This is a genomic window from Nocardia sp. NPDC002869, from assembly GCF_046764065.1.
GTDB classification, from domain to species: domain Bacteria; phylum Actinomycetota; class Actinomycetes; order Mycobacteriales; family Mycobacteriaceae; genus Nocardia; species Nocardia rhamnosiphila.
This window is the reverse complement of record NZ_JBKOOL010000030.1, coordinates 1-19,656: the sequence shown is the minus strand read 5'-3', so window position 1 is coordinate 19,656 and position 19,656 is coordinate 1. Positions and strand designations below refer to the sequence as shown.

Annotated in this window: 21 protein-coding genes, 1 pseudogene and 1 riboswitch; of the genes and pseudogenes, 11 read left to right on the top strand and 11 right to left on the bottom strand. The window is 67.1% G+C overall.

Annotated elements, in window-relative coordinates:
- Positions 1–419 precede the first annotated feature (419 nt).
- Positions 420–578: pseudogene (locus tag ACLML9_RS08555) on the top strand (LLM class flavin-dependent oxidoreductase); the annotation flags it as partial.
- On the opposite strand, the gene ACLML9_RS08550 reads toward ACLML9_RS08555, so the two are convergent.
- Both ACLML9_RS08550 and ACLML9_RS08545 read right to left on the bottom strand, forming a co-directional pair.
- Positions 530–964 carry a DUF4345 family protein gene (locus ACLML9_RS08550; protein ID WP_411944989.1) on the bottom strand — a complete coding sequence of 145 codons (435 nt, stop codon included), beginning with the start codon at positions 962–964 and terminating at the stop codon, positions 530–532. The pseudogene ACLML9_RS08555 and the gene ACLML9_RS08550 overlap by 49 nt on opposite strands.
- Before the next feature lie 170 nt (positions 965–1,134).
- Positions 1,135–1,293: a hypothetical protein gene (locus ACLML9_RS08545; RefSeq protein WP_411944988.1), complete on the bottom strand. Its 159-nt coding sequence runs from the start codon at positions 1,291–1,293 to the stop codon at positions 1,135–1,137.
- A gap of 341 nt (positions 1,294–1,634) precedes the next feature.
- Between ACLML9_RS08545 and ACLML9_RS08540 the strand changes: the two genes are divergently transcribed.
- Positions 1,635–2,612, top strand: a complete 978-nt coding sequence (locus ACLML9_RS08540; RefSeq protein WP_411944987.1) for a hypothetical protein — start codon at positions 1,635–1,637, stop codon at positions 2,610–2,612.
- A 17-nt stretch (positions 2,613–2,629) separates the two neighbouring features.
- Here ACLML9_RS08540 and ACLML9_RS08535 read toward each other — a convergent pair whose 3' ends face one another.
- Positions 2,630–3,283 (bottom strand): quinone oxidoreductase family protein, encoded by a 654-nt coding sequence (locus ACLML9_RS08535; protein ID WP_411945005.1) that lies wholly within the window; start codon positions 3,281–3,283, stop codon positions 2,630–2,632.
- A gap of 22 nt (positions 3,284–3,305) precedes the next feature.
- Between ACLML9_RS08535 and ACLML9_RS08530 the strand changes: the two genes are divergently transcribed.
- Complete coding sequence (locus ACLML9_RS08530; RefSeq protein ID WP_411944986.1) at positions 3,306–3,533, top strand: hypothetical protein; 228 nt, start codon at positions 3,306–3,308, stop codon at positions 3,531–3,533.
- Between the two features lie 70 nt (positions 3,534–3,603).
- Positions 3,604–4,086, top strand: coding sequence for a DUF456 domain-containing protein (locus ACLML9_RS08525; RefSeq protein ID WP_411944985.1), 483 nt, complete (start codon positions 3,604–3,606; stop codon positions 4,084–4,086).
- A gap of 15 nt (positions 4,087–4,101) precedes the next feature.
- On the opposite strand, the gene ACLML9_RS08520 is transcribed toward ACLML9_RS08525, so the two are convergent.
- The 3 genes from ACLML9_RS08520 to ACLML9_RS08510 form a co-directional block, all read right to left on the bottom strand.
- On the bottom strand, positions 4,102–4,878 hold the full coding sequence (locus ACLML9_RS08520) for a hypothetical protein (RefSeq protein WP_411944984.1): 777 nt from the start codon (positions 4,876–4,878) through the stop codon (positions 4,102–4,104).
- Positions 4,879–4,888: 10 nt separating this feature from the next.
- Positions 4,889–5,755, bottom strand: a complete 867-nt coding sequence (locus ACLML9_RS08515) for an amidohydrolase family protein (RefSeq protein ID WP_411944983.1) — start codon at positions 5,753–5,755, stop codon at positions 4,889–4,891.
- Between the two features lie 71 nt (positions 5,756–5,826).
- A complete protein-coding gene (locus ACLML9_RS08510; RefSeq protein WP_411944982.1) occupies positions 5,827–7,215 on the bottom strand; it encodes an FAD-dependent oxidoreductase in 1,389 nt (462 codons plus the stop codon).
- Between the two features lie 228 nt (positions 7,216–7,443).
- On the opposite strand from ACLML9_RS08510, the gene ACLML9_RS08505 reads away from it, so the two are divergent.
- The 3 genes from ACLML9_RS08505 (at position 7,444) to ACLML9_RS08495 (ending at position 9,736) form a co-directional block, all read left to right on the top strand.
- Positions 7,444–7,914 (top strand): hypothetical protein, encoded by a 471-nt coding sequence (locus tag ACLML9_RS08505; protein ID WP_411944981.1) that lies wholly within the window; start codon positions 7,444–7,446, stop codon positions 7,912–7,914.
- 64 nt (positions 7,915–7,978) lie between these two features.
- Positions 7,979–8,091: riboswitch (SAM riboswitch) on the top strand.
- A 17-nt stretch (positions 8,092–8,108) separates the two neighbouring features.
- Positions 8,109–8,525: a rhodanese-like domain-containing protein gene (locus ACLML9_RS08500; RefSeq protein WP_411944980.1), complete on the top strand. Its 417-nt coding sequence runs from the start codon at positions 8,109–8,111 to the stop codon at positions 8,523–8,525.
- Positions 8,522–9,736 carry an O-succinylhomoserine sulfhydrylase gene (locus ACLML9_RS08495; protein WP_411944979.1) on the top strand — a complete coding sequence of 405 codons (1,215 nt, stop codon included), beginning with the start codon at positions 8,522–8,524 and terminating at the stop codon, positions 9,734–9,736. The genes ACLML9_RS08500 and ACLML9_RS08495 overlap by 4 nt, the downstream gene beginning before the upstream one ends.
- 216 nt (positions 9,737–9,952) lie before the next feature.
- Here ACLML9_RS08495 and ACLML9_RS08490 read toward each other — a convergent pair whose 3' ends face one another.
- On the bottom strand, positions 9,953–10,729 hold the full coding sequence (locus ACLML9_RS08490; RefSeq protein ID WP_411945004.1) for an HAD-IIA family hydrolase: 777 nt from the start codon (positions 10,727–10,729) through the stop codon (positions 9,953–9,955).
- Between the two features lie 280 nt (positions 10,730–11,009).
- On the opposite strand from ACLML9_RS08490, the gene fgd reads away from it, so the two are divergent.
- A complete protein-coding gene (gene fgd, locus ACLML9_RS08485) occupies positions 11,010–12,020 on the top strand; it encodes a glucose-6-phosphate dehydrogenase (coenzyme-F420) (protein WP_411944978.1) in 1,011 nt (336 codons plus the stop codon).
- A gap of 88 nt (positions 12,021–12,108) precedes the next feature.
- Here the strand turns inward: fgd and ACLML9_RS08480 are convergent, their stop codons facing one another.
- Positions 12,109–13,404: a hypothetical protein gene (locus tag ACLML9_RS08480; RefSeq protein ID WP_411944977.1), complete on the bottom strand. Its 1,296-nt coding sequence runs from the start codon at positions 13,402–13,404 to the stop codon at positions 12,109–12,111.
- A 220-nt stretch (positions 13,405–13,624) separates the two neighbouring features.
- On the opposite strand from ACLML9_RS08480, the gene pta reads away from it, so the two are divergent.
- Together pta and ACLML9_RS08470 are read left to right on the top strand one after the other, a co-directional pair.
- Positions 13,625–15,697 (top strand): phosphate acetyltransferase, encoded by a 2,073-nt coding sequence (gene pta, locus ACLML9_RS08475; protein ID WP_411944976.1) that lies wholly within the window; start codon positions 13,625–13,627, stop codon positions 15,695–15,697.
- Positions 15,694–16,929, top strand: coding sequence for an acetate/propionate family kinase (locus ACLML9_RS08470; RefSeq protein ID WP_411944975.1), 1,236 nt, complete (start codon positions 15,694–15,696; stop codon positions 16,927–16,929). The genes pta and ACLML9_RS08470 overlap by 4 nt, the downstream gene beginning before the upstream one ends.
- A 12-nt stretch (positions 16,930–16,941) precedes the next feature.
- On the opposite strand, the gene ACLML9_RS08465 is transcribed toward ACLML9_RS08470, so the two are convergent.
- The gene (locus ACLML9_RS08465; protein ID WP_411944974.1) at positions 16,942–18,444 is read right to left on the bottom strand and encodes a PLP-dependent aminotransferase family protein; all 1,503 of its coding nucleotides are present in this window, start codon (positions 18,442–18,444) and stop codon (positions 16,942–16,944) included.
- A gap of 61 nt (positions 18,445–18,505) precedes the next feature.
- Here ACLML9_RS08465 and ACLML9_RS08460 point away from each other — a divergent pair, with 61 nt between their 5' ends.
- A complete protein-coding gene (locus ACLML9_RS08460) occupies positions 18,506–18,715 on the top strand; it encodes a hypothetical protein (RefSeq protein ID WP_411944973.1) in 210 nt (69 codons plus the stop codon).
- Positions 18,716–18,782: 67 nt separating this feature from the next.
- Here ACLML9_RS08460 and ACLML9_RS08455 read toward each other — a convergent pair whose 3' ends face one another.
- Positions 18,783–19,067 (bottom strand): hypothetical protein, encoded by a 285-nt coding sequence (locus tag ACLML9_RS08455; RefSeq protein WP_411944972.1) that lies wholly within the window; start codon positions 19,065–19,067, stop codon positions 18,783–18,785.
- Between the two features lie 263 nt (positions 19,068–19,330).
- Positions 19,331–19,656: excalibur calcium-binding domain-containing protein (locus ACLML9_RS08450; protein ID WP_411944971.1), on the bottom strand; the 326-nt coding region annotated here is incomplete at its 5' end.

The following is a 19,656-nucleotide window of genomic DNA, read 5'->3' as shown; positions in this document are numbered from 1 at the left end:
ACGAGTTCGCCCGCACGGAAGTGCACGTCAGGTGCAGTGTTCACGAGCACATCCGCCGGCGGGGCGACCCACTCAGAAGAGGACGTCGCCGAGGCCACCGACCACAGCGGCGAGGTTCGTGACGACGCTACCGATGAGTTCCACCAGACCACCCAACAGTCCCATTTCAATCCTCGCTTCTCTGGTTTCGTTGTCCGCCCGGGCGGGCGCCCGGGCCCTTACGGTTGCGCTCTCACCCAAGCCCCCGACAGCTGATGGACGAGACCGAACATGGCGTCCTAGCAGCAGTTATGGCTTGTAGCTATGAGACATACCATCTGGTATTCGACGCCGGTTCGCAAATGGATGGGGAGAACCTGTAACGAATTCCGCACTGCGAGCGATGGGCCCCGTCACTGCCGCGCGCGAAGAGCGCGCTCTCCGAATTGATCTACGCACCGGCCGTGGACCCCACCGTCGGGATGGCGTTCGCGCTGTCGCGCACCGCTCATCTGAAGGTCGGGACATCGGTGGCCCTCCTGCCCGGACGTCACCCCGTTCTGGTCGCCGAACAGCTTCGCCCGTCGGCAGCCGCGGCCGGGCCCGTACCTCGCAGCCGTCCCGCGGCCGCGACCAGTGCGGCGGCGGCGACCACCTCCACCCAGAAGTAGAACCAGATGGGATAGAACGCGACCGAGCCGTCCAGTACCCGGGAGACGACCCGGCCGGCCGCCATCCCGGCGAGCGCGACGGCCACCGCCAGCACCACACCCCGGCCGAGTTCCCCGGTGTCCAGAGCCGCCCAGCCGAGCACGCCCGCGACCGCGAGCCCGAACCCGCCGTACACAGCGCGAACCTCGGAGCGCCCGGTGGCCGTGGTCACGGGAATACCGAAGGGCGCGGTCGGTTTCGCCGGCACGGCGAGCGCGTACAGGCCCATTGCCGCGAAAAGGATTGCTGCCACGAGCAGTACCACCGGCCGCATCACTACCTCCACGTTTCGTCTACTGGTCGCCCATCATCCGCCCGGCCGGCGGGCCCGGCTTCCGGAAACATGCTCTCGCCCACTGCTGCGGCCACGGCCGGACGGCCACCGTCCCGGACACGCTGCGCACCGCCGCGGAACGCAGGTCGGGGCGGCATCGCTGCCACCGCTCAGCACGACGCGGCGGCCTGTTCCACACAGCTTCCCCCGGCACCCGCGAGCCGGTCGGGAACGCCCACGGTGAACGTGCGGCCATGAGCGGCACCCTCGACCGCCTCCGCATAGACACCCGCGACCTCCGACACCGGCGTACCGGTGGTGGCGTCCATCCCCAACGACCGCCGAACCTGGTTCGCCGTCGGATTCCGCGCTGCGGCTGCTCGCCGGCCTGACCGCCGAGGGACCGGATGCGAGCGGAACGCGGTGACTCCGAGCGCGATCGCCGATGATCCCGGTCGGTCGAGTCGCGGCAGGCAGACCGGCGAGTGCCGGTCGCATTCCGCTCCGGGATCCCGAACTCGCCGCCGGTGGCGATCCGGCGGTCCGAACCATCTGGTAGACAATGTATTCCGCCCGGAGGGCTTATCCGATCGAACAGCTCACACGCCGGCGACCGATCTCGCGGCAAGTGTCCCCGAGAACCGGGTCCCGGCGCGGGAAGGAGCAGCCTGTGATCCGTTCCAGCATCATGGCGGAGAAGACCGGCGAACTCATCCGAACCCTCAGCCGCGAGGCCGGGAAAGCGGCGCGCGCCCTGGCAGATGGGGTCGGTTCCTTCGGTCACGGCGCGGAACGAGCCGTACATACCTTCCTCGAAACCGAGCGCTGGAAGAACTCGCCCGAACGACACACCCAGTTCGTCGAGCAGTACAAGGCGCGGCAACAGATATGGCATCGCGACGCCCTCGCCGATCCGGCACGCGGCCATATCGATCCCTATCGCCCCAACGGGGAACCGGATCTACTCAGGGACAACCGCCACTACGAGGTCGTGCCCCTGACCTTCCCGAGAGACGGCGCCGCGGTCTTCGTCGAACAGCGCGGGTGGGCGGATTGCCATGTCGTCGGCGCGCTGAATGCGCTGGAGAAAGCGGAGCCGGGCACACTCGTCGCCATGGTGCGACAGTCGGGCGATATGGTGACCGTCCGGACTGCTCGCGGCGCCTACACCATGCGCCCCACCCTCCCGCACAACCCGGACGGCACCGAGGCGTTCGCCAGAGGAACCGACGGATCCACCTTCGCCGCCTATATCGAGAAGGCGGCCGCCATGCATTTCGGCTCGTACAAAGCCGTCCAGTTCGGCGATGCCGCGGAGGTCATGCGCTGGGCCGCAGGCGACCGCTATGCCACGGCCCACATCAGGGATATCCGCGAGATGCCGATCGACGAGGCCCGCGCCGTTCTCGAGTCCGGTAACCCGGTGGCCGTCAATATCGTCCCGCCCGAGCGGCCGAACGATATCCCGGCGGATCTCGCCGAGTTCAACCTCAACCCCAAGCACGTCTGGGCGCCGGTCACCCTCGACCCGGATGGAGGGCTGGAAATGCGGAATCCGGTGATAGCGAGAGGTGACTCGGCCGGGCTGACACTCGAGGCCCTGCATCGGATGAACGCCAGTCTCCATTGGGTGGACAACCCCGGCTGAAGGACCGGCCCGTCGGCTCAGGGGGTGAGGATGGTCTTACCGAGCGCGGTACGGGCCTCGAAGGCGCGGTGGGCCCTCGCGGCTTCCGCCAAGGGCAGGACCGTGCCGATCACCGGATCGAGTTCGCCGCGCACGACCAGCTCCTCGGCCCGCCGGACCAGTTCCGGCCAGCGCTGCGGGCGGTAGCCGAGGCTGAACGGGATGAGCGCGGCGCCGACCGGGAGGAGCTGATCCGAACCGATTTCCACCGGATTGCCGCTGGCCGAACCGAAGACGACCATCCGGGCGCCCGGCACGGTGAGCAGACCGTAGGCCTCGCGTGCGGTCTGCCCGCCGCCGGTTTCCAGCACCACCGATACCGGTCCCACCTCCTCGGTCCAACCGGGTCGTGAGTAGTCCACAGTTGTGTCGGCGCCCAGGTCGGCGGCCAGCCGCCGCTTCGACTCCGCGCTCGCGCCGGCCACGACCCGGGCACCGGCCCGTTTGGCCAACTGCACCAGCAGGGTTCCGATACCGCCACCGGCCGCCTCCACCAGCACTGTGTCACCGGGGCCGATCTCGGCGGTTTCGAACACCCCGACCGCCGTCGCGCCCTGCCCGAGCAGCGCGAGCGCGCGATGCTCGTCGAGCCGGTCGTCGAGCGGCGCGGCATCCGCCGCGGATACGACCACCAATTCGGCGCTCGCCCCGCTGATGCGCGCCCTGCCCGACGTCTGTGAATCCGACACCTGGGCACCCTGGCGCACCCTGCTGGCCGATCTGATCGCGCAGGTCACTCCCGATGCCGACACCGAATTCCTGGCGTCGGCGATCTTCGCGAGCATGCGTCCGGAGATCACCGATATGATCGGCGTCCGCCGCCACCGCGCCGGCGTGCTGGACCTGACCGCGCGCATCCTGGCCACAGGCGTTCCGTCCTGAGCGGCATTCGGCCGGTGACATGCGCGAATTCGGACCGGCGACCGCGTCCGATCCGGGCTACTTTGGTGCTGTGAGCACTTGGGGAGAAATCGTTGTCGGCCTGGTGATCCTGGTCGGTCTCATCGGCATCGTGGTGCCGATTCTGCCAGGGGTGATCCTGATCTTCGGGGCGATCGCCGTCTGGGCCTTCGTCACCGGCGGGACGACCGCATGGGCAGTACTGGCGATCGGCACCGCCCTGCTGGTCATCTCCGGAGTCGTGAAGTACACCTGGCCGGGCCGCAAACTGAAGGAAGCGGGAGTGCCGAACCGGACATTGCTGCTGGGCGGTCTCGTCGGCATAGCCGGGTTCTTCGTCATCCCGGTGGTCGGGCTTTTCGTAGGCTTCATTGTCGGCGTGTATATCTCGGAACTGCAGCGGCTCCCCGACAACCGGCAGGCATGGGTATCGAGCAAACACGCGATCAAGGGCGTCGGGCTCTCGATCCTGGTGGAGTTGCTGGGCGCGTTACTGGCGAGCGGGGTATGGGTGATCGGCGCGATTGCCGCCTGAGCCGTCGTCGCCCGTTCAGGATCGCTGCGCCAGCTCGTATCGGAGCACTCGCGTCTCTTCCGACAACAACTCCTTATCGAGCGGATTCGCCGAGCCCGCGATCTGTTCCTCCAACACGGTTATATGGTGACGGATTTCGGCGGTGCCGATGTTCGTATCACCCAGGATCAGATTACCGCTCATCCGATCCGGCCGATATATCAGGGGTTGACCGTATCGCTGCGCCAGAGATTCTTTCTGAATCGTGTAATGGCTGGCACCCTGACCGACGAACACATCGTAACCCTGCCGTTTCCAGCCATCGATACTGTCCATGATGCTCATTTCCCGCACGTTTACTCGGTAACGCACGATCTCGTTCACAGGATTGGACGTATCCATCAAGTTCGGATTGAGCATATCGCGGATGTCCTTCACCGGGTCGAAATGCTCGCCGAGATGCTCCTCGTACCAGGAGGTAAGAGTGTCGAAGTTCAATCGCTGGGGACCATCGGCATTGGGCCATCGCCCGGTATCACGCAGGCTCCTGTCCTGATCGGACGTCCAGCGCCGGAGCACTTCGAGCATTTCCTCGGCCTCCGGGCGCGGGTCCCGGTGCTGCATGTGTTTCACTTTATTCAGAAACTGCCACAAATGGTGGAGCCGCTCTCGCCCGGGATCCGGCACCGTCAAGAACTCTATGGGCTCGATATCCCCCAGCTCGCCGCGAATCCCGTGGTGAACGGCAAGCGCTTTGATATGCAGGTGATCACCGCGCTGCCGGACGGCGTCGTCCAGATCCAGTCCGCGCACCGCGGCTCGTTCAGCCCGGACCGGGCCGCCGCTGGATGATCGGCAATGGGCGGGTCGTCCCGTCGTGAGCCGAGGGTCGGTCGTCGCGCGGCGGAACCAGAAGCGGCAGGGTGGGGGCGGGGTCCTCGATGGTGCGGTCGATCGCGGGCAATCCGTAGAACGCGCGGGCATTGTCCTCCAGCACCGCGTTCATATCGGCGCCGACCACATCGCAGATCAGCTCCACATCCGCTTCGCGGAACGGCCGGCCCGCGCGGGTGCCGGGCAGATCGCTGCCGAACATCAGCGCCTCCGGACTGACCGCGTGGATCCGGCGCAACGCCGTCGCGACATCCATATCGACCCGCCCGAAACCGGTTGCCTTCACCCGCGCACCCCGCTCGACCAGGTCCAGCAGGTACGACAGACCCTCCTCGGACATCCCGAGATGGTCGATGGACACCTTCGGCAGTTTCAGGATCACCGGTTGCAGCGAGGCCAGCATCTGACCGTCCACGTAGATCTCCACATGCCAGCCCGCCAATTCGTAAGCCCGCAAGGCCTGCCGGGTCATACTCGCGATATCGGCGGCCGCGCGTTTGAGGTTGAACCGGACCGCGCGCACGCCGGCCTCGTGCAGGGCGAGGATCTCAGAGTCGGAGGCATCGAGATCCAGCCGGGTCACGCCGACCCAACCGGGTCCGAGTTCGGCCAGGGCAGCGCGCAGATAGCTCTGGTCGTTGCCCTGGAACGAGGCGCTCACCACCGCACCACCGGAAGGCCGGAACCGGGACATCCGCCGCCGGTAGTCGGCGACGGTGTAGGGCTCCGGTAGGTAGCCTTCGTTCTCGATCAGCGGAAAACGCGGATCGATGATGTGTACATGGGCGTCGAACACTGCTACAGCATGCCTGATGGATCGGGACGCCCGCTGCTCTCGACCATGGACCGGGAGCAGCGGACGGTGGATCAGACCTTGTGGGGTTCGCTCGCGCGCAACATATCTTCGCGCTCGACGACCTTGACCCGCTCGCGGCCCTCGGGCTCGCCCAGCGACCGCTCGTGCGCGTCGAGCCGGTACCAGCCGGCCCAGGTGGTGAACGGGATACCCCGGCCCTCCAGGAACTCGAGCACGGCCTCGGGCTCCGGGTTCTCGGCCGGCACGAACTTCGTGCTGTCGTCCACGAGGCAGGCGACCGTCTCGTTCGCGTCACCCTTGGTATGGCCGATGAGCCCGACCGGACCGCGCTTGATCCAGCCGGTCACATAGGTGCCGGGCATGTAGCGGGCGGCGCCGTCGGCACCCTCGTCGACCAGGACCCGGCCGGCCTCGTTCGGGATGACCCCGGCCTGATCGTCGAAGGGCAGCTCCGAGATGTTCTGCGACAGGTAACCGACGGCCCGGTAGACGGCCTGCACGTCCCATTCCTTGAAGGTGCCGGTGCCCTTCACATTGCCGGTGCCGTCGAGCTGGGTGCGTTCGGTACGCAGGCCCACGACCCGGCCGTCCTCACCGAGGATCTCGGAAGGCGATTCGAAGAAGTGCAGGAACAGCTTGTGCGGGCGATCGCCCTGGTCGCGGATGGCCCACTGTTCGAGGGTGTTGGCCACCATATCGACCTGCTTGGAATGACGCCGGGCCGCTTCGGAACCCTCGTCGTAGTCGATGTCCTCCGGATCGACGATCACCTCGATCGTCGGGGAGTGATCGAGTTCGCGCAGTTCCAGCGGGGTGAACTTGGCCTGCGCCGGGCCGCGGCGGCCGAACACGTGCACCTCGACGGCCTTGTTGTTCTTCAGGCCCGTGTACACGTTCGGCGGGATCTCGGTCGGCAGTAGTTCGTCACCGGTCTTGGCCAGCACTCGCGCCACATCGAGGGCGACATTGCCGACACCGAGCACCGCGACCTTCTCCGCCTCCAGCGGCCAGGTGCGCGGCACGTCCGGGTGCCCGTCGTACCAGGACACGAAGTCGGCCGCGCCGTAGGAGCCGTCCAGGTCGATACCCGGGATGGGCAGCGCCCGGTCGGCGTTGGCGCCGGTGGAGAAGATCACCGCGTCGTAGAAGCGACGCAGATCCGACAGCGTGATATCGGTGCCGTAGTCGATATTGCCGAGCAGGCGCACCTGCTCCTTGTCCAGCACCTTGTGCAGGGCGGTGACAATGCCCTTGATCCGCGGATGGTCCGGCGCCACGCCGTAGCGGATCAGTCCGAACGGGGCGGGCATCCGCTCGAACAGATCGATCGAGACGTCCGCATCGGATTTCATCAACGCGTCGGCGGCATAGATACCGGCCGGCCCGGCCCCGACGATCGCGATCCGAAGCGGGCGGTTCGCTTCCTTCTGCTCGGTCATCTGTTACGCGCACCCTTATCGGTCGAAAGAATCACTGGCGTTGTGGTTAGCATAGGCTAACTTGACGCGCGGCTCGTATGCACCTACATCGCGCCGTCCGTGGGTGGCTGTTCACCGTTCGTCGTCCCACGTCTCCGCGGGTAGCGCTGTGCTGCGGTACCCGCCGTACCCACGATTCTATCGGGGTGCGGGCACGGTGCGATCCGGGGACCAGGGATGATCGTCGGTATGAGCGATCCCGGAGCGGCCGACGAGCGGCCCGCCACCGAATCGGGCGACGACGAGCGACCGCGCTCGATCACCCCGTTCATCGTGGCCGCGGCGGTCGCGGCCCTGGTCCTGGCGGGTGTACTCATCGCCGGCCTGGTGGCGCCCGCTGAGAAAAATGTCACAGATTCCGACCGGATCGCGGGAGCGGTCCGGGAGTTCGCCGATGTGAGCAATCGCTACGGGCCCGAACCGCCCCGCCGGGCGGTCTGCCCCGGTTTCGTACCCGCCCGCTCCCCGCTGGCCGGACAGCTGAAACCCGGCGAAACCGGAAAGGATATCGAGATCACCGGATTCGGCCCCGTCCACATCACCGGCGATACCGCGAACATCGAAGTGACCAGCCGTGTGGAAGGCGAGGAGCGGACCGCGACCTGGTGGCTGTTCCAGTCCGACGGCGACTGGCTGGTGTGCAACCAGCCGGCCGGCTGAGCCCGCCGAAGGCGTCAACCGATGTTTGACACGGCCCGACCTCGCCGGGCAATCTTTTCGGTTAGGTCATGAGTACCAGTGCCAAGCCCCGGCTCGCTGGTCGGCAACCCTCCTCCGCGGTGGGGTGCTCCGGGTGACGACCTGGCACGCATCGATCGGATGCGGCAAGTGCGGATTCACAGGAGGTGCCACGTATGAATTACGCAGGGGATATCGGCCCGGAGCAGGCATGGGAACTGCTGACCGAGAACCCGGACGCAGTCCTGGTGGACGTGCGGACCGAAGCCGAATGGAAGTTCGTCGGAGTACCCGACACCAGCTCCATCGCCAAGCCGACGCTGCTGGTGGAGTGGGTCCACGGCACCGGCGCCCGCAATGCCGAATTCCTGGACCAGCTGCGTAGCGCCCTGTCCGACCGCCCCGCGGACGCGCCCGTCCTCTTCCTGTGTCGCTCCGGTCAGCGTTCGGCGCATGCGGCCGACGCCGCGACCGCCGCGGGTATCGGACCCTCCTACAACATCAGCGACGGCTTCGAAGGCCCGCTGGACGAACTCGGGCACCGCGGCGGCTCCGGCTGGCGGGCCCACGGACTGCCCTGGCGGCAGTCGTGATCGGCGGCGGTTCGTTCGAACGGCCCTTACCCGAAGGAGTCGGTCCGGCGACACTGGGTGTGCGTGGCGGCCTGAGCCGCTCGGGGTTCGACGAAACCTCCGAGGCCCTGTACCTGAACTCCGGGTTCGTCTACGCCAGCGCCGAAGCGGCCGAGGCCGCGTTCACCGGGGACAACCCGCACTACGTGTACTCCCGCTACGGCAACCCGACGGTGACCACCTTCCAGGAGCGGATGCGCCTGCTCGACGGCGCCGAAGCGTGTTTCGCGACCGCCAGCGGTATGGCCGCCGTTTTCGTCGCCCTCGGTGCGCTGCTGAAGGCAGGCGACCGGCTGGTGGCCGCGCGCAGCCTGTTCGGCTCCTGTTTCGTGGTGTGCAATGAGATCCTGCCCCGCTGGGGTGTCGAGACCGTGTTCGTCGACGGCGAAGATCTCGACCAGTGGGAAGCGGCACTGTCCGTACCCACCACCGCGGTGTTCTTCGAGACTCCGGCCAACCCGATGCAGACCCTGGTCGACGTGCGCAAGGTCTGCGAGCTCGCGCACGCCGCGGGCGCGCAGGTGGTCCTGGACAATGTATTCGCCACCCCGCTGCTGCAGCGTGGCTTCGAACTCGGCGCCGACGTGGTGGTCTACTCGGGCACCAAACATATCGACGGTCAGGGCCGGGTGCTGGGCGGCGCGATCCTCGGTACCTCCGAGTACATCGAAGGCCCGGTCAAGACGCTCATGCGCCACACCGGCCCGGCCCTGAGCCCGTTCAACGCATGGACGCTGCTCAAAGGTCTGGAAACCATGCCGCTGCGGGTCCGACAGTCCACCGATTCGGCGCTGCGGATCGCGCGCTACCTCGACGAGCATCCGGCCGTGAGCTGGGTCCGGTACCCGTTCCTGGAATCGCACCCGCAGTTCGCGCTGGCGGCCGAGCAGATGAGCGGAGGCGGCACCGTGGTGACCTTCGAACTGAAGGCCGCCGCCGACCTCGCCAAGAAACGCGCCTTCGAGGTACTGAACGGGCTGCGGATCATCGATATCTCCAACAACCTGGGCGACGCGAAAAGCCTGATCACCCACCCGGCGACCACCACCCACCGGGCCATGGGCCCGGAGGGCCGCGCGAGCATCGGACTCTCGGACGGGGTCGTCCGGGTCTCGGTCGGCCTCGAGGACATCGAAGACCTCCTCGGCGACCTGGACCACGCGTTGAGCTGATCGCGCAGCGGCCGTGGAGCGCCGGAACAGGGGTGCACCCCCGTACAGGCGGTTCCATGCTTGGGGACTACTACGGCAGTCCCGATCCCGATCGCCTTTACGAACAGCCGCACCCTCTCGGTGCCGAGTTAGGCGAGGCCCACATCTTCACCATCGCCGGACGGGTTCTGCCCTCGACCAGGCCCGTCGACCGACACCGCCCCGGAGACCGTGCGCTCAGATCGGCGGAGTCACTACCTCGGTGAACGGGGTGCGGACCCGCCCGACCAGGTCGGCGACCGAGCTCAGCACAGTGGTCGGCCGGTACGGATACTGCCCGACCGATACCTTCGTCGAGATACCGGAGGTCACCAGGATGGTGCGCATACCGGCCTCCATCCCGGAGATCACATCGGTGTCCATCCGGTCGCCGATCATCACACTGGTCTGGGAGTGGGCACCGATGCGGCGCAGCGCCGAACGCATCATCAGCGGATTCGGTTTGCCGATGTAGTAGGGGTCGCGGCCGGTGGCCCGGGTGATCAGGGCCGCCACCGAACCGGTCGCGGGCAGTACGCCGTCCCGGGAGGGGCCGGTCGGGTCGGGGTTGGTGGCGATGAACCGCGCACCCCGCTCGACCAGCCGGATGGCCGTGGTGATCGCCTCGAACGAATAGGTGCGGGTCTCGCCCAGCACCACATAGTCGGGATCCACCTCGGTCAGCACGTAGCCGATCTCGTGCAGGGCGGTCGTGAGTCCGGACTCGCCCACCACATAGGCGGTGCCGCCGGGTCGCTGTTCGTCGAGGAAACTGGCGGTGGCCAGCGCCGAGGTCCAGATCGAATGCTCCGGGATCTCCAGTCCGGTCTGCCGCAGCCGGGCCTGGAGATCGCGAGGTGTGCGGATCGAGTTGTTCGTCAGTACCAGGAACGGGATCTCCTCGGCCCGTAATTCGGCGAGGAACTCGTCGGCGCCGGGCACCATATGGTCCTCGCGTACCAGCACCCCGTCCATATCGGTGAGGTAGGACAAAATCCGGTCATCTGGGCTCACCCATCAATTCTGCGCCTCCGGCGGCGTGCGAACCGGGTATGCCGCGCCCGGGTGAGGAACGTGACACAAGTCGACACCACCGTGGACCTGTGCGCGTCCACCTACCGATCCCCGCCACCGCATCGGCCGAGGTGGACCTCCGGCCCCGCGTGGGCGGCGGGTGGGCTCGTCCCAACTGCGCCTATTAATGTCGAATCCGGGCCGGAGACGGCCGACCACAACGCGACAGGAGTGGGCGCACATGGGTGAACTGAAGCTCGGATACAAAGCATCGGCGGAACAATTCGGACCCCGGGAACTGGTGGAGCTGGCGGTACTGGTCGAGGAACACGGCCTCGACAGCGCCACGGTCAGCGATCATTTCCAGCCGTGGCGGCACAAGGGCGGCCACGCGCCGTTCTCCCTTGCCTGGCTGGCCGCGGCGGGTGAGCGCACCGAGCGGATCCTGCTCGGCACCTCGGTGCTCACCCCCACCTTCCGATACAACCCCGCCGTGATCGCGCAGGCGTTCGCGACTCTGGGCTGCCTGTATCCGGGCCGGGTGATGCTGGGTGTGGGCACCGGTGAGGCGCTCAACGAGATCGCCACCGGTTACACCGGGGAATGGCCGGAGTTCAAGGAGCGCTTCGCGCGGTTGCGCGAAGCGGTGGACCTGATGCGCGCCCTGTGGACCGGCGCCCGCACCGATTTCGACGGCACCTATTACAAGACGGTCGGCGCCTCCATCTACGACGTCCCCGAAGGCGGGATCCCGGTCTACATCGCCGCCGGCGGCCCGGTGGTGGCCCGGTACGCGGGCCGCGCCGGCGACGGGTTCATCTGCACCTCCGGTAAGGGCATGGACCTGTACACGGAGAAGCTGATGCCGGCGGTGGCCGAGGGCGCGGCGAAAGTGGACCGCGAGGTCGGCACGATCGACAGGATGATCGAGATCAAGATCTCCTACGACACCGACCCCGAACTCGCGCTGGAGAACACCCGCTTCTGGGCGCCGCTGTCGCTGACCCCCGAGCAGAAGCACAGCATCCACGACCCGATCGAAATGGAGGAAGCGGCCGACGCGCTGCCGATCGAGCAGATCGCCAAACGTTGGATCGTCGCCAGCGACCCCGACCAGGCAGTCGAATTGGTCAAACCCTACGTCGACGCCGGACTGAACCACCTGGTCTTCCACGCACCCGGACATGATCAGAAGCGCTTCCTGGATCTGTTCCAGCGCGACCTGGCCCCGCGGCTGCGCGAATTGGGCTAGTTCACGTTTTGCTTGCGGTGCCCTGCACCTCGCGGCACCGCAAGCGAAAGTCCGGTCTGTCGCTGTTCGCCGGCCGGGATCGCCACGGTCACCCGGCACTGTCGATTCTGACCTTGACCGCCTGCGGCCGGTATTTGGCAGTGTTCTCCAGGACGCCGTCGACGCTCCCGTTCAGGTTATAGGTGATGGTCAGCTCGTTGCCCCGTCGTAGGTCGGGCTGTTCATGAGCGTTGTAGACCACCGCTTCGGGGTCACCGAAGAAACCGAGCGGGCCGGATTCCGTGGCCCGATACAGCAATGTGGGTGAATCGAATGGACCAGCGGGCGAATCCGACAGATATCCGAGGATGTCCGGACTGTATGGAGCGTTGGTGTCCTGGGTGACGAGCAGAAATCTGTCGTTGTCGAATCGCGAAACGCTGTACTCGTTGGCTACGCCCGACATCACCGGCGCCGAGTCGGTCTCATGAGGAGACCATCCACCGGTACCGTCGGAGAATTCCCACGGCGTCCGCAGATCATCTCCGTTCACCCTTGCAATGTGCATGAATTTCTCGGCCCCACGGTCGTCGACTCCGTACACGTAGGTTTTATTCGTGTGCTGGTCGAATTCGACCCACGACGCCCAGTGCACCCCCGATTCGGAGGGCATCGCCGTCACGTCCAACCGTCGGAGGTCGTGAGCGTCGAACCTGACCAGCAGATTCTCTTGGAAATCCAGTTCCCCTTGCCCACCCGGAATCAAGGCCATCCGGAGACGCTCGGCGTCGAAATCCCCGCCACGATCCACCACACGGGAATCGCCGGTGAATCCCAAGAACATCGTATCCAGCGTATTTCTACTGGTCACGTGTGATCCGCCGAGCCAATGGAACTGTTCGCCACGCGGCGGAAACACCGCTCGAGCACCACCGTCCGGCGCGGAGCCGAGCACGGTACGCATACTGCCGTCCCGTTCCACGAGGACGAAGCTGTTGCTCACGAACGGTGTATCCCGCGAACGCGCGCCGAACTCGTCGACACGGCCGAGGAATGTGTCGGAGAACATAAAGACATGGCGACCATCCGGTAGCCGTCGCACATATGTGCTGTCTGCCCCGGTCCAACCGTTGTCGTCGGTATAGGCATACCTGGAGAGCAGTGTGTTCAGATCGTAGTGCGGGGTACTGGACAGAACTCGCAGATTCGAAGCAGCCGGCGAATCGTTCCCGAGACCTGCTATCGAGCGCTCGGACCGCTGGGCCGTGTCCTCCATGACACCGGCGCCGCCCCGGAGCGTATGCGAAGTCCTTCCGTACTCCGTCTTGAAGACAACGGCCAGGTCCTGGACCGGCGGTACGGCTCTTTCGATTACGTTCTGCCACAGCCTGTCCCAGGAAGACACCGGACGATTTTCGCACGAGAATTTTCGAAACATCCGGGAATCGCCCGATACCGAATCCGGCGCTGTCTTCGCGCACCGGAATCGCACAAACTCCAGGTACCGCGGGCCCGTCGCGGATGCGCCGTATCCCGCGAGGCCGACCGGAGGCTGGGTACACACCCACTCGACCCTCGACGCCGCGCACCACAAACACGCCGATGAACACAGCTAGGCTCTCCGTATGGCCGAGGTAGCTGCGTCCAGTGTGTACATCGCGTCGCCGGAAGGCGATACCGGTAAGTCGACCGTGGCGCTCGGCGTGCTGCAGATGCTGTGCGCGACCACCGCGCGGGTGGGGGTGTTCCGGCCGATCACCCGGTCGGCCACCGAACCGGATTACATTCTCGAGCTGCTGCTCGAGCACAGCACCGCCGATATCGAGTACCAGCAGGCGGTGGGTGTCGGGTATGAGCAGGTGCACGCCGACCCGGATGCCGCGATCTCCGAGATCGTCATGCGGTATCACCAGGTGGCCGCGGTCTGTGATGCCGTGGTCATCGTGGGCAGCGATTACACCGATGTGGCGAGTCCGAGCGAGCTGCGGTTCAATGCCCGGATCGCGGTGAATCTGGGGGCGCCGGTGCTGCTGGTGGTGCGGGGGGCGGGGCGGTCGGTCGAGGAGGTCGAACAGCTGGTGGAGCTGTGCACCGCCGAGCTGAAGTCCGAGCACGCGCAGCTGGTGGCCGTTGTCGCCAACCGCTGCGCACCCGGCGAGCTCGAGAGGGTCCGGGAGGCGCTGGCGCCCTTCGGGGTGCCGTCGTGGAGCCTGCCGGAGGTGCCGCTGTTGATCTCGCCCACCATGGCCGAGCTGTGCGAGGCGCTGGACGGCGAGATGTACAGCGGCGACCCCGAACTGCTGGACCGGGAGGCACTGGGGGTGATGGTCGGCGGGATGACCGCGGAGCACATTCTGGAGCGTCTCTTCGACGGTGCGGTGGTGATCGCTCCCGGCGACCGCTCCGATGTGCTGCTCAGTGTGGTCAACGCCCACGAGGCCGAGAGTTTCCCCTCGCTGGCCGGGATCATCATGAACGGCGGGCTGCTCCCGCATCCGGCGGTCGCCCGGCTGATCACCGGGCTCAAACCGCGATTACCCATCCTGACCACGGGTCTGGGCACCTACGAGACCGCCGGGGTGGCGCATCGCACCCGCGGCCGGATGTCGGCGCACAACCCGCGCAAGGTGGATACGGCGCTGGCGCTCATGGAAACCCATGTGGATGCCGCGGATTTCCTCCGCCGGCTGGAGGTTCCGCCGTCCAGCGTGGTGACCCCGCAGATGTTCGAATACCAGCTCATCGAACGTGCCCGGGCCGACCGTAAGACGATCGTGCTGCCCGAGGGCGACGACGACCGGGTGCTGCGCGCGGCGGGCCGGGTGCTGCAACGCAAGATCGCGGAACTGATCATCCTCGGTGACGAGACGACGATCCGGGCCCGGGCCGCGGAGCTGGGCGTCGATATCGCCGGCGCGCGGGTGCTCGACCCGCGGACCTCCGAACATCTCGACGATTTCGCCCGCGAATACACCGAGCTGCGCAGACACAAGGGGATGACCCTGGAGCGGGCGCGGGAGACCGTCACCGATATCTCCTATTTCGGCACCATGATGGTGCATCGGGGGATCGCCGACGGCATGGTGTCCGGGGCGGCGCACACCACGGCGCATACGATCCGGCCCTCGTTCGAGATCATCAAAACGGTGCCCGGGGTCTCGACGGTGTCGAGTGTGTTCCTCATGTGCCTGGCCGACCGGGTACTGGCCTACGGTGACTGCGCGGTGGTCCCCGATCCGAGTTCCGAACAGCTCGCCGATATCGCCATCTCCTCGGCCGCGACCGCGACCAGGTTCGGGATCGACGCCCGGGTGGCCATGCTCTCCTATTCGACCGGTGAATCCGGTAGCGGCGCGGATGTGGACAAGGTGCGGGTGGCGACGGGCCTGGTCCGGGAGCGGGCCCCCGAACTTCTCGTCGAGGGCCCCATCCAATACGACGCGGCCATCGAACCCACCGTCGCCGATGCCAAACTCCCCGGCTCCGAGGTGGCCGGCCGGGCCACGGTTTTCATCTTTCCCGACCTCAATACCGGCAACAACACCTATAAAGCGGTGCAGCGCAGCGCGGGTGCGGTCGCGATCGGCCCGGTGTTGCAAGGGTTGCGCAAACCGGTGAACGACCTGTCCCGCGGCGCACTGGTCACCGATATTGTGAACACGGTGGCCATCACCGCTATCCAGGCACAGCAGCAGTGACGGCGCCGCGGTCCGGGGAGAAGGAGACGACGGTGGGCGGCGATCTGGTGCTGGTGGTCAATTCCGGTTCGTCCTCGATCAAGTATCAACTGGTCGCGCCGGAATCGGGCACCGTGGTGGCGGCCGGACTGGTGGAGCGGATCGGTGAGGACGGCGGGGCGATCGAGCACACCACCGACGGCCGGGCCCTTACCGACCAGGTCACCATTGCCGACCACACGGCCGGCTTGCGGCTCGCGTTCGAGAAGTTCGCCGAAACGGGGCACGATCTGGCAGGGGCGGGTGTGACCGCGGTCGGGCACCGGGTCGTCCACGGCGGTGAAGTGTTCTACCGGCCCACACTCGTCGACGATCAGGTGCTGGCCACCCTCGACGAGTTGTCGGCGCTGGCGCCGCTGCACAATCCGGCGAACGTGCGCGGGATCGAGGCGGTGCGCACCCTGCTGCCCGAGGTACCGCAGGTCGCGGTATTCGATACCGCGTTCTTCCACGGGTTGCCCGACGCTGCCAAGACCTACGCGATCGACGCGCAGGTCGCGGCCGCGCACGGTATCCGCCGGTACGGCTTCCACGGCACCTCGCACGAGTACGTATCGGGTTGTGTCGCCGATTTCCTGGGCCGGCCGGCCGAATCGCTGAAACAGATCGTGTTCCATCTCGGCAACGGCGCGTCCGTCTCGGCGCTGCGGGGCGGGCGCCCGGTGGACACGAGCATGGGACTGACGCCGCTGGAGGGCCTGGTGATGGGGACGCGCCCCGGAGACCTGGACCCCGGCGTCATCCTGCATCTCATGCGCACCGCGCAGCTGGACGTCAACGGTGTCGACCGCCTGCTCAACCGTCGTTCGGGCCTGTGGGGTATGGCGGGGGTGAACGATTTCCGGGAGTTGCGGCGGCTCATCGGCGAAGGCGACGAGGCGGCCCGGCTGGCCTACGACGTCTATGTGCACCGCCTCCGCCACTACCTCGGCGCCTATCTGATCGAACTCGGCGGAGTCGACGCGATCACCTTCACGGCCGGCGTCGGCGAGAACAACCCGGACGTGCGCGCCGACGCGCTGGCCGGCCTGTCCGCGTTCGGGATCACGGTGGATCGCGATCGCAATACGGCGCCGGAGCGGACCGCGCGGCGGATCTCCCCGCCGGACGCGAAGGTGGATGTCCTGGTGGTGCCGACGAACGAGGAGCTCGCCATCGCCCGTGCCGCTGCCGCGCTGACCGAAAAGGCCTGAACCAGACGGGTTTCAGTAGCAGGTGAGCGGCTGCAGCGAATCGGCGGCCCGCGGTCCCAGCGTCGCATAGGCCGTCGCGATGGCGGTCACCGCGCGCCGCAGCTCGGGTTCGGGGCTCGTGTAGGGCAACCGCAGGAAGCGTTCGAATGCCCCCTGGACCCCGAATCGGGGACCCGCCGCCAGCAGCACTCCGTGATTCGGCGCGGTGGCGGCGAGCGCCGTGGACACCGGCGTGGGCAACTGCGCCCACACCGACATCCCGCCGACTCCCGGAAGCACGTACCAGCCGGGCAGTTCCTCGGCCATGGCGGCGAGCAACGTCTCCCGCTGGCTGCGCAATTGCGTGCGCCGGCGCTCGAGAATCGGGTCGGCGTGCTCCAGCAGATGGACCGCGGCCAGCTGATCCATCACCGGGGTACCCAGGTCGACGGTCGCGCGGATACCGAGCAACCGGGTGATCAGCGATTCCGAGGTCCGGATCCAGCCCACGCGCAGACCGCCCCAGAAGGATTTGGAGGCCGAGCCGATGGTGACGACCTCCGATCCCTTCGCGAACGCGGCGACCGGTGATACCGGCGCCTGCGCGCCCAGGGACAGATCGGCCATGGACTCGTCGATGATCAGCGTCATCCGGGTGTCGCGGGCGATGGCGGCCAGTTCGGCGCGAGCCGTGTCGTCCATCAGGAAGCCGGTGGGATTGTTGTGGTCGGGTACGAGGTAGGCCAGCGAGGCGGCGGTCTGCCGGGCGGCGCTGCGTAGTCCGTCGAGGTCCCAGGCGGCCGCCGGATCCTCCAGGCGCAGCGGGACCGGTACCGGGCGCGCGCCCACATCGCGGATGGCTTCGATGGCATTGGGGTAGGTGGGGTGGTCGATGAGGACCCGGCCCGCCGTCGGGGCCAGCACGTTCAGCAGCAGCCGGAGCCCGTGCTGGGCGCCGAGGGTCACCAGGATCTGGTCGGCGCCGGTGGGCAGACCGCGTTCGGTGTAGCGGCGGGCCAGGGCTTCCCGCAACGGCAGGATGCCCACCGGGTCCATGCCGTGGGTACCCAGGTACGACGGGATGCCCTGCAGCGCGACCGAGTACGCCTCTTCCATCTCCGGGGGCGCGGTCATCGCCGCGTAGGTCAGGTCCACGGCCCGCGCGGCGCCGGTGGACATGGTGGCGATGATGCCGCGGGCAGCCCGGGTGCCGTCGTGCGCGATGGCCGGCGGCAGCGCGACTGTGCTACGCGAGCCCTGGCGGGTGATGAGATAGCCGTGTTCGCGCAGCAGCGCGTAGGTGGAGGTGACCGTGGTCCGGCTGACGCCGAGGGTGGCGGCCAGATCGCGTTCGCTGGGCAGGGCGATCCCGAGTGGGGCTCGCCCGTCGTGGATCAGCAGCCGGATCCCCTCGGCCAGCGCCAGGTAGGCGGGCCGGGCCGATTTGCGGGCGCCGCCATCGGCCGCCGCATCGGCACTACGCCAATGTCCCAGATCGCGAGCCAGACCCGTCGCGCCGATCACCCGTGTCGCCATAGGGTCCAGTATTAAGCGATTGGCTCTTTTCAAGCAAGTCCAGTTACCGGATGCTGAACGTATGACACTCTTTGTGGCACTCGTGGGAGTGGGAACTTTCGGCTTCATCGCATACGACTACGTCGTGCACGAATCCCGGATCGCCGAACTACTGGGTAGGTACCGACCACTCGGTTCCGTTACCGAGGGCGCGGCGAGCCGCTACGAACTCGAGCGGATGTACCGCGACCTGGACGCCGTCCGCTCGTACCGGGAACGGGAGGCCGCCTGAACCCGGTCCGATCGTGGCAGTCGCCGTGGATCGACCAGTCCAGTTGCGCAACTGGACTGGTCGGTTGTCAATTCAGCGGATGCGTGCGGTAGAACTCGCACGCCTGCCCGGAGAGCAGCCCGTCCTCACAGGCGAAATAGGTCTGGATACAGGAATTGGTATCGCAGCCCAGCCGGGCCAGTTCGTCACGCACCCGGAGGTTGCGTTCCTGCGGGCTCTCCGGCTGCGACGACGCGGCGGCCGGGGCCACGGGAACCGCGGTGCCCTGACTGTCCGCACATGCCCCGAGCAGGAGCATTCCGGTGCACAGCGCCGCCACCGCGGCGAATCGACCAGCGGATTTCCTAACCATGCGCACCTCCATATAACCCGGAGTGTTCGATGAGCGGCCAGCGTAATCGATAACCGGACCGATGGGTACCGGGCGATTCGGCCACCCGGGTCCGTCACGGGTCGGCAGATATCGGGAGAACCGCAGGCCGCAGTACTGCCGTCAGGTAGCGGGTTTTCCGCCCAGCAAAGCGGTCAGGGACTCTCGATCGGTCACCTTCCCGAATTACCCACCGGCTCCGCTAAAGCCGCGCGCCGGTACCGGTTCCGCGACTCGCGGTAGCACTACTCCCCCACCTCGCAGGCCACGCCGTCACCGTCGGCGTCGAGTTGCCGCGAGTAACCGGGCCGGCCACCCAGCAGCGGGGTGTCGGATTCCCGGCGGGCATGCGCGCAATCGAGGTAGTAGGGCTGCCCGTCCTTTTCGGGTTCGGCTTCGGCCCGATCGGCGGGCAGCGGATGGGAATCCTGGCTCCGATTCGACAACAGCGGGGTATCGGCGGCGGCCGGGGCGGCGGCGAGCGCCGACCGCGGCGATCCAGGACGGCGAGCACGAAACGGGTGTCGGTCGAACGCGGAGGTGATCGCCCCGGGCAGGAACAGCGCGTTCC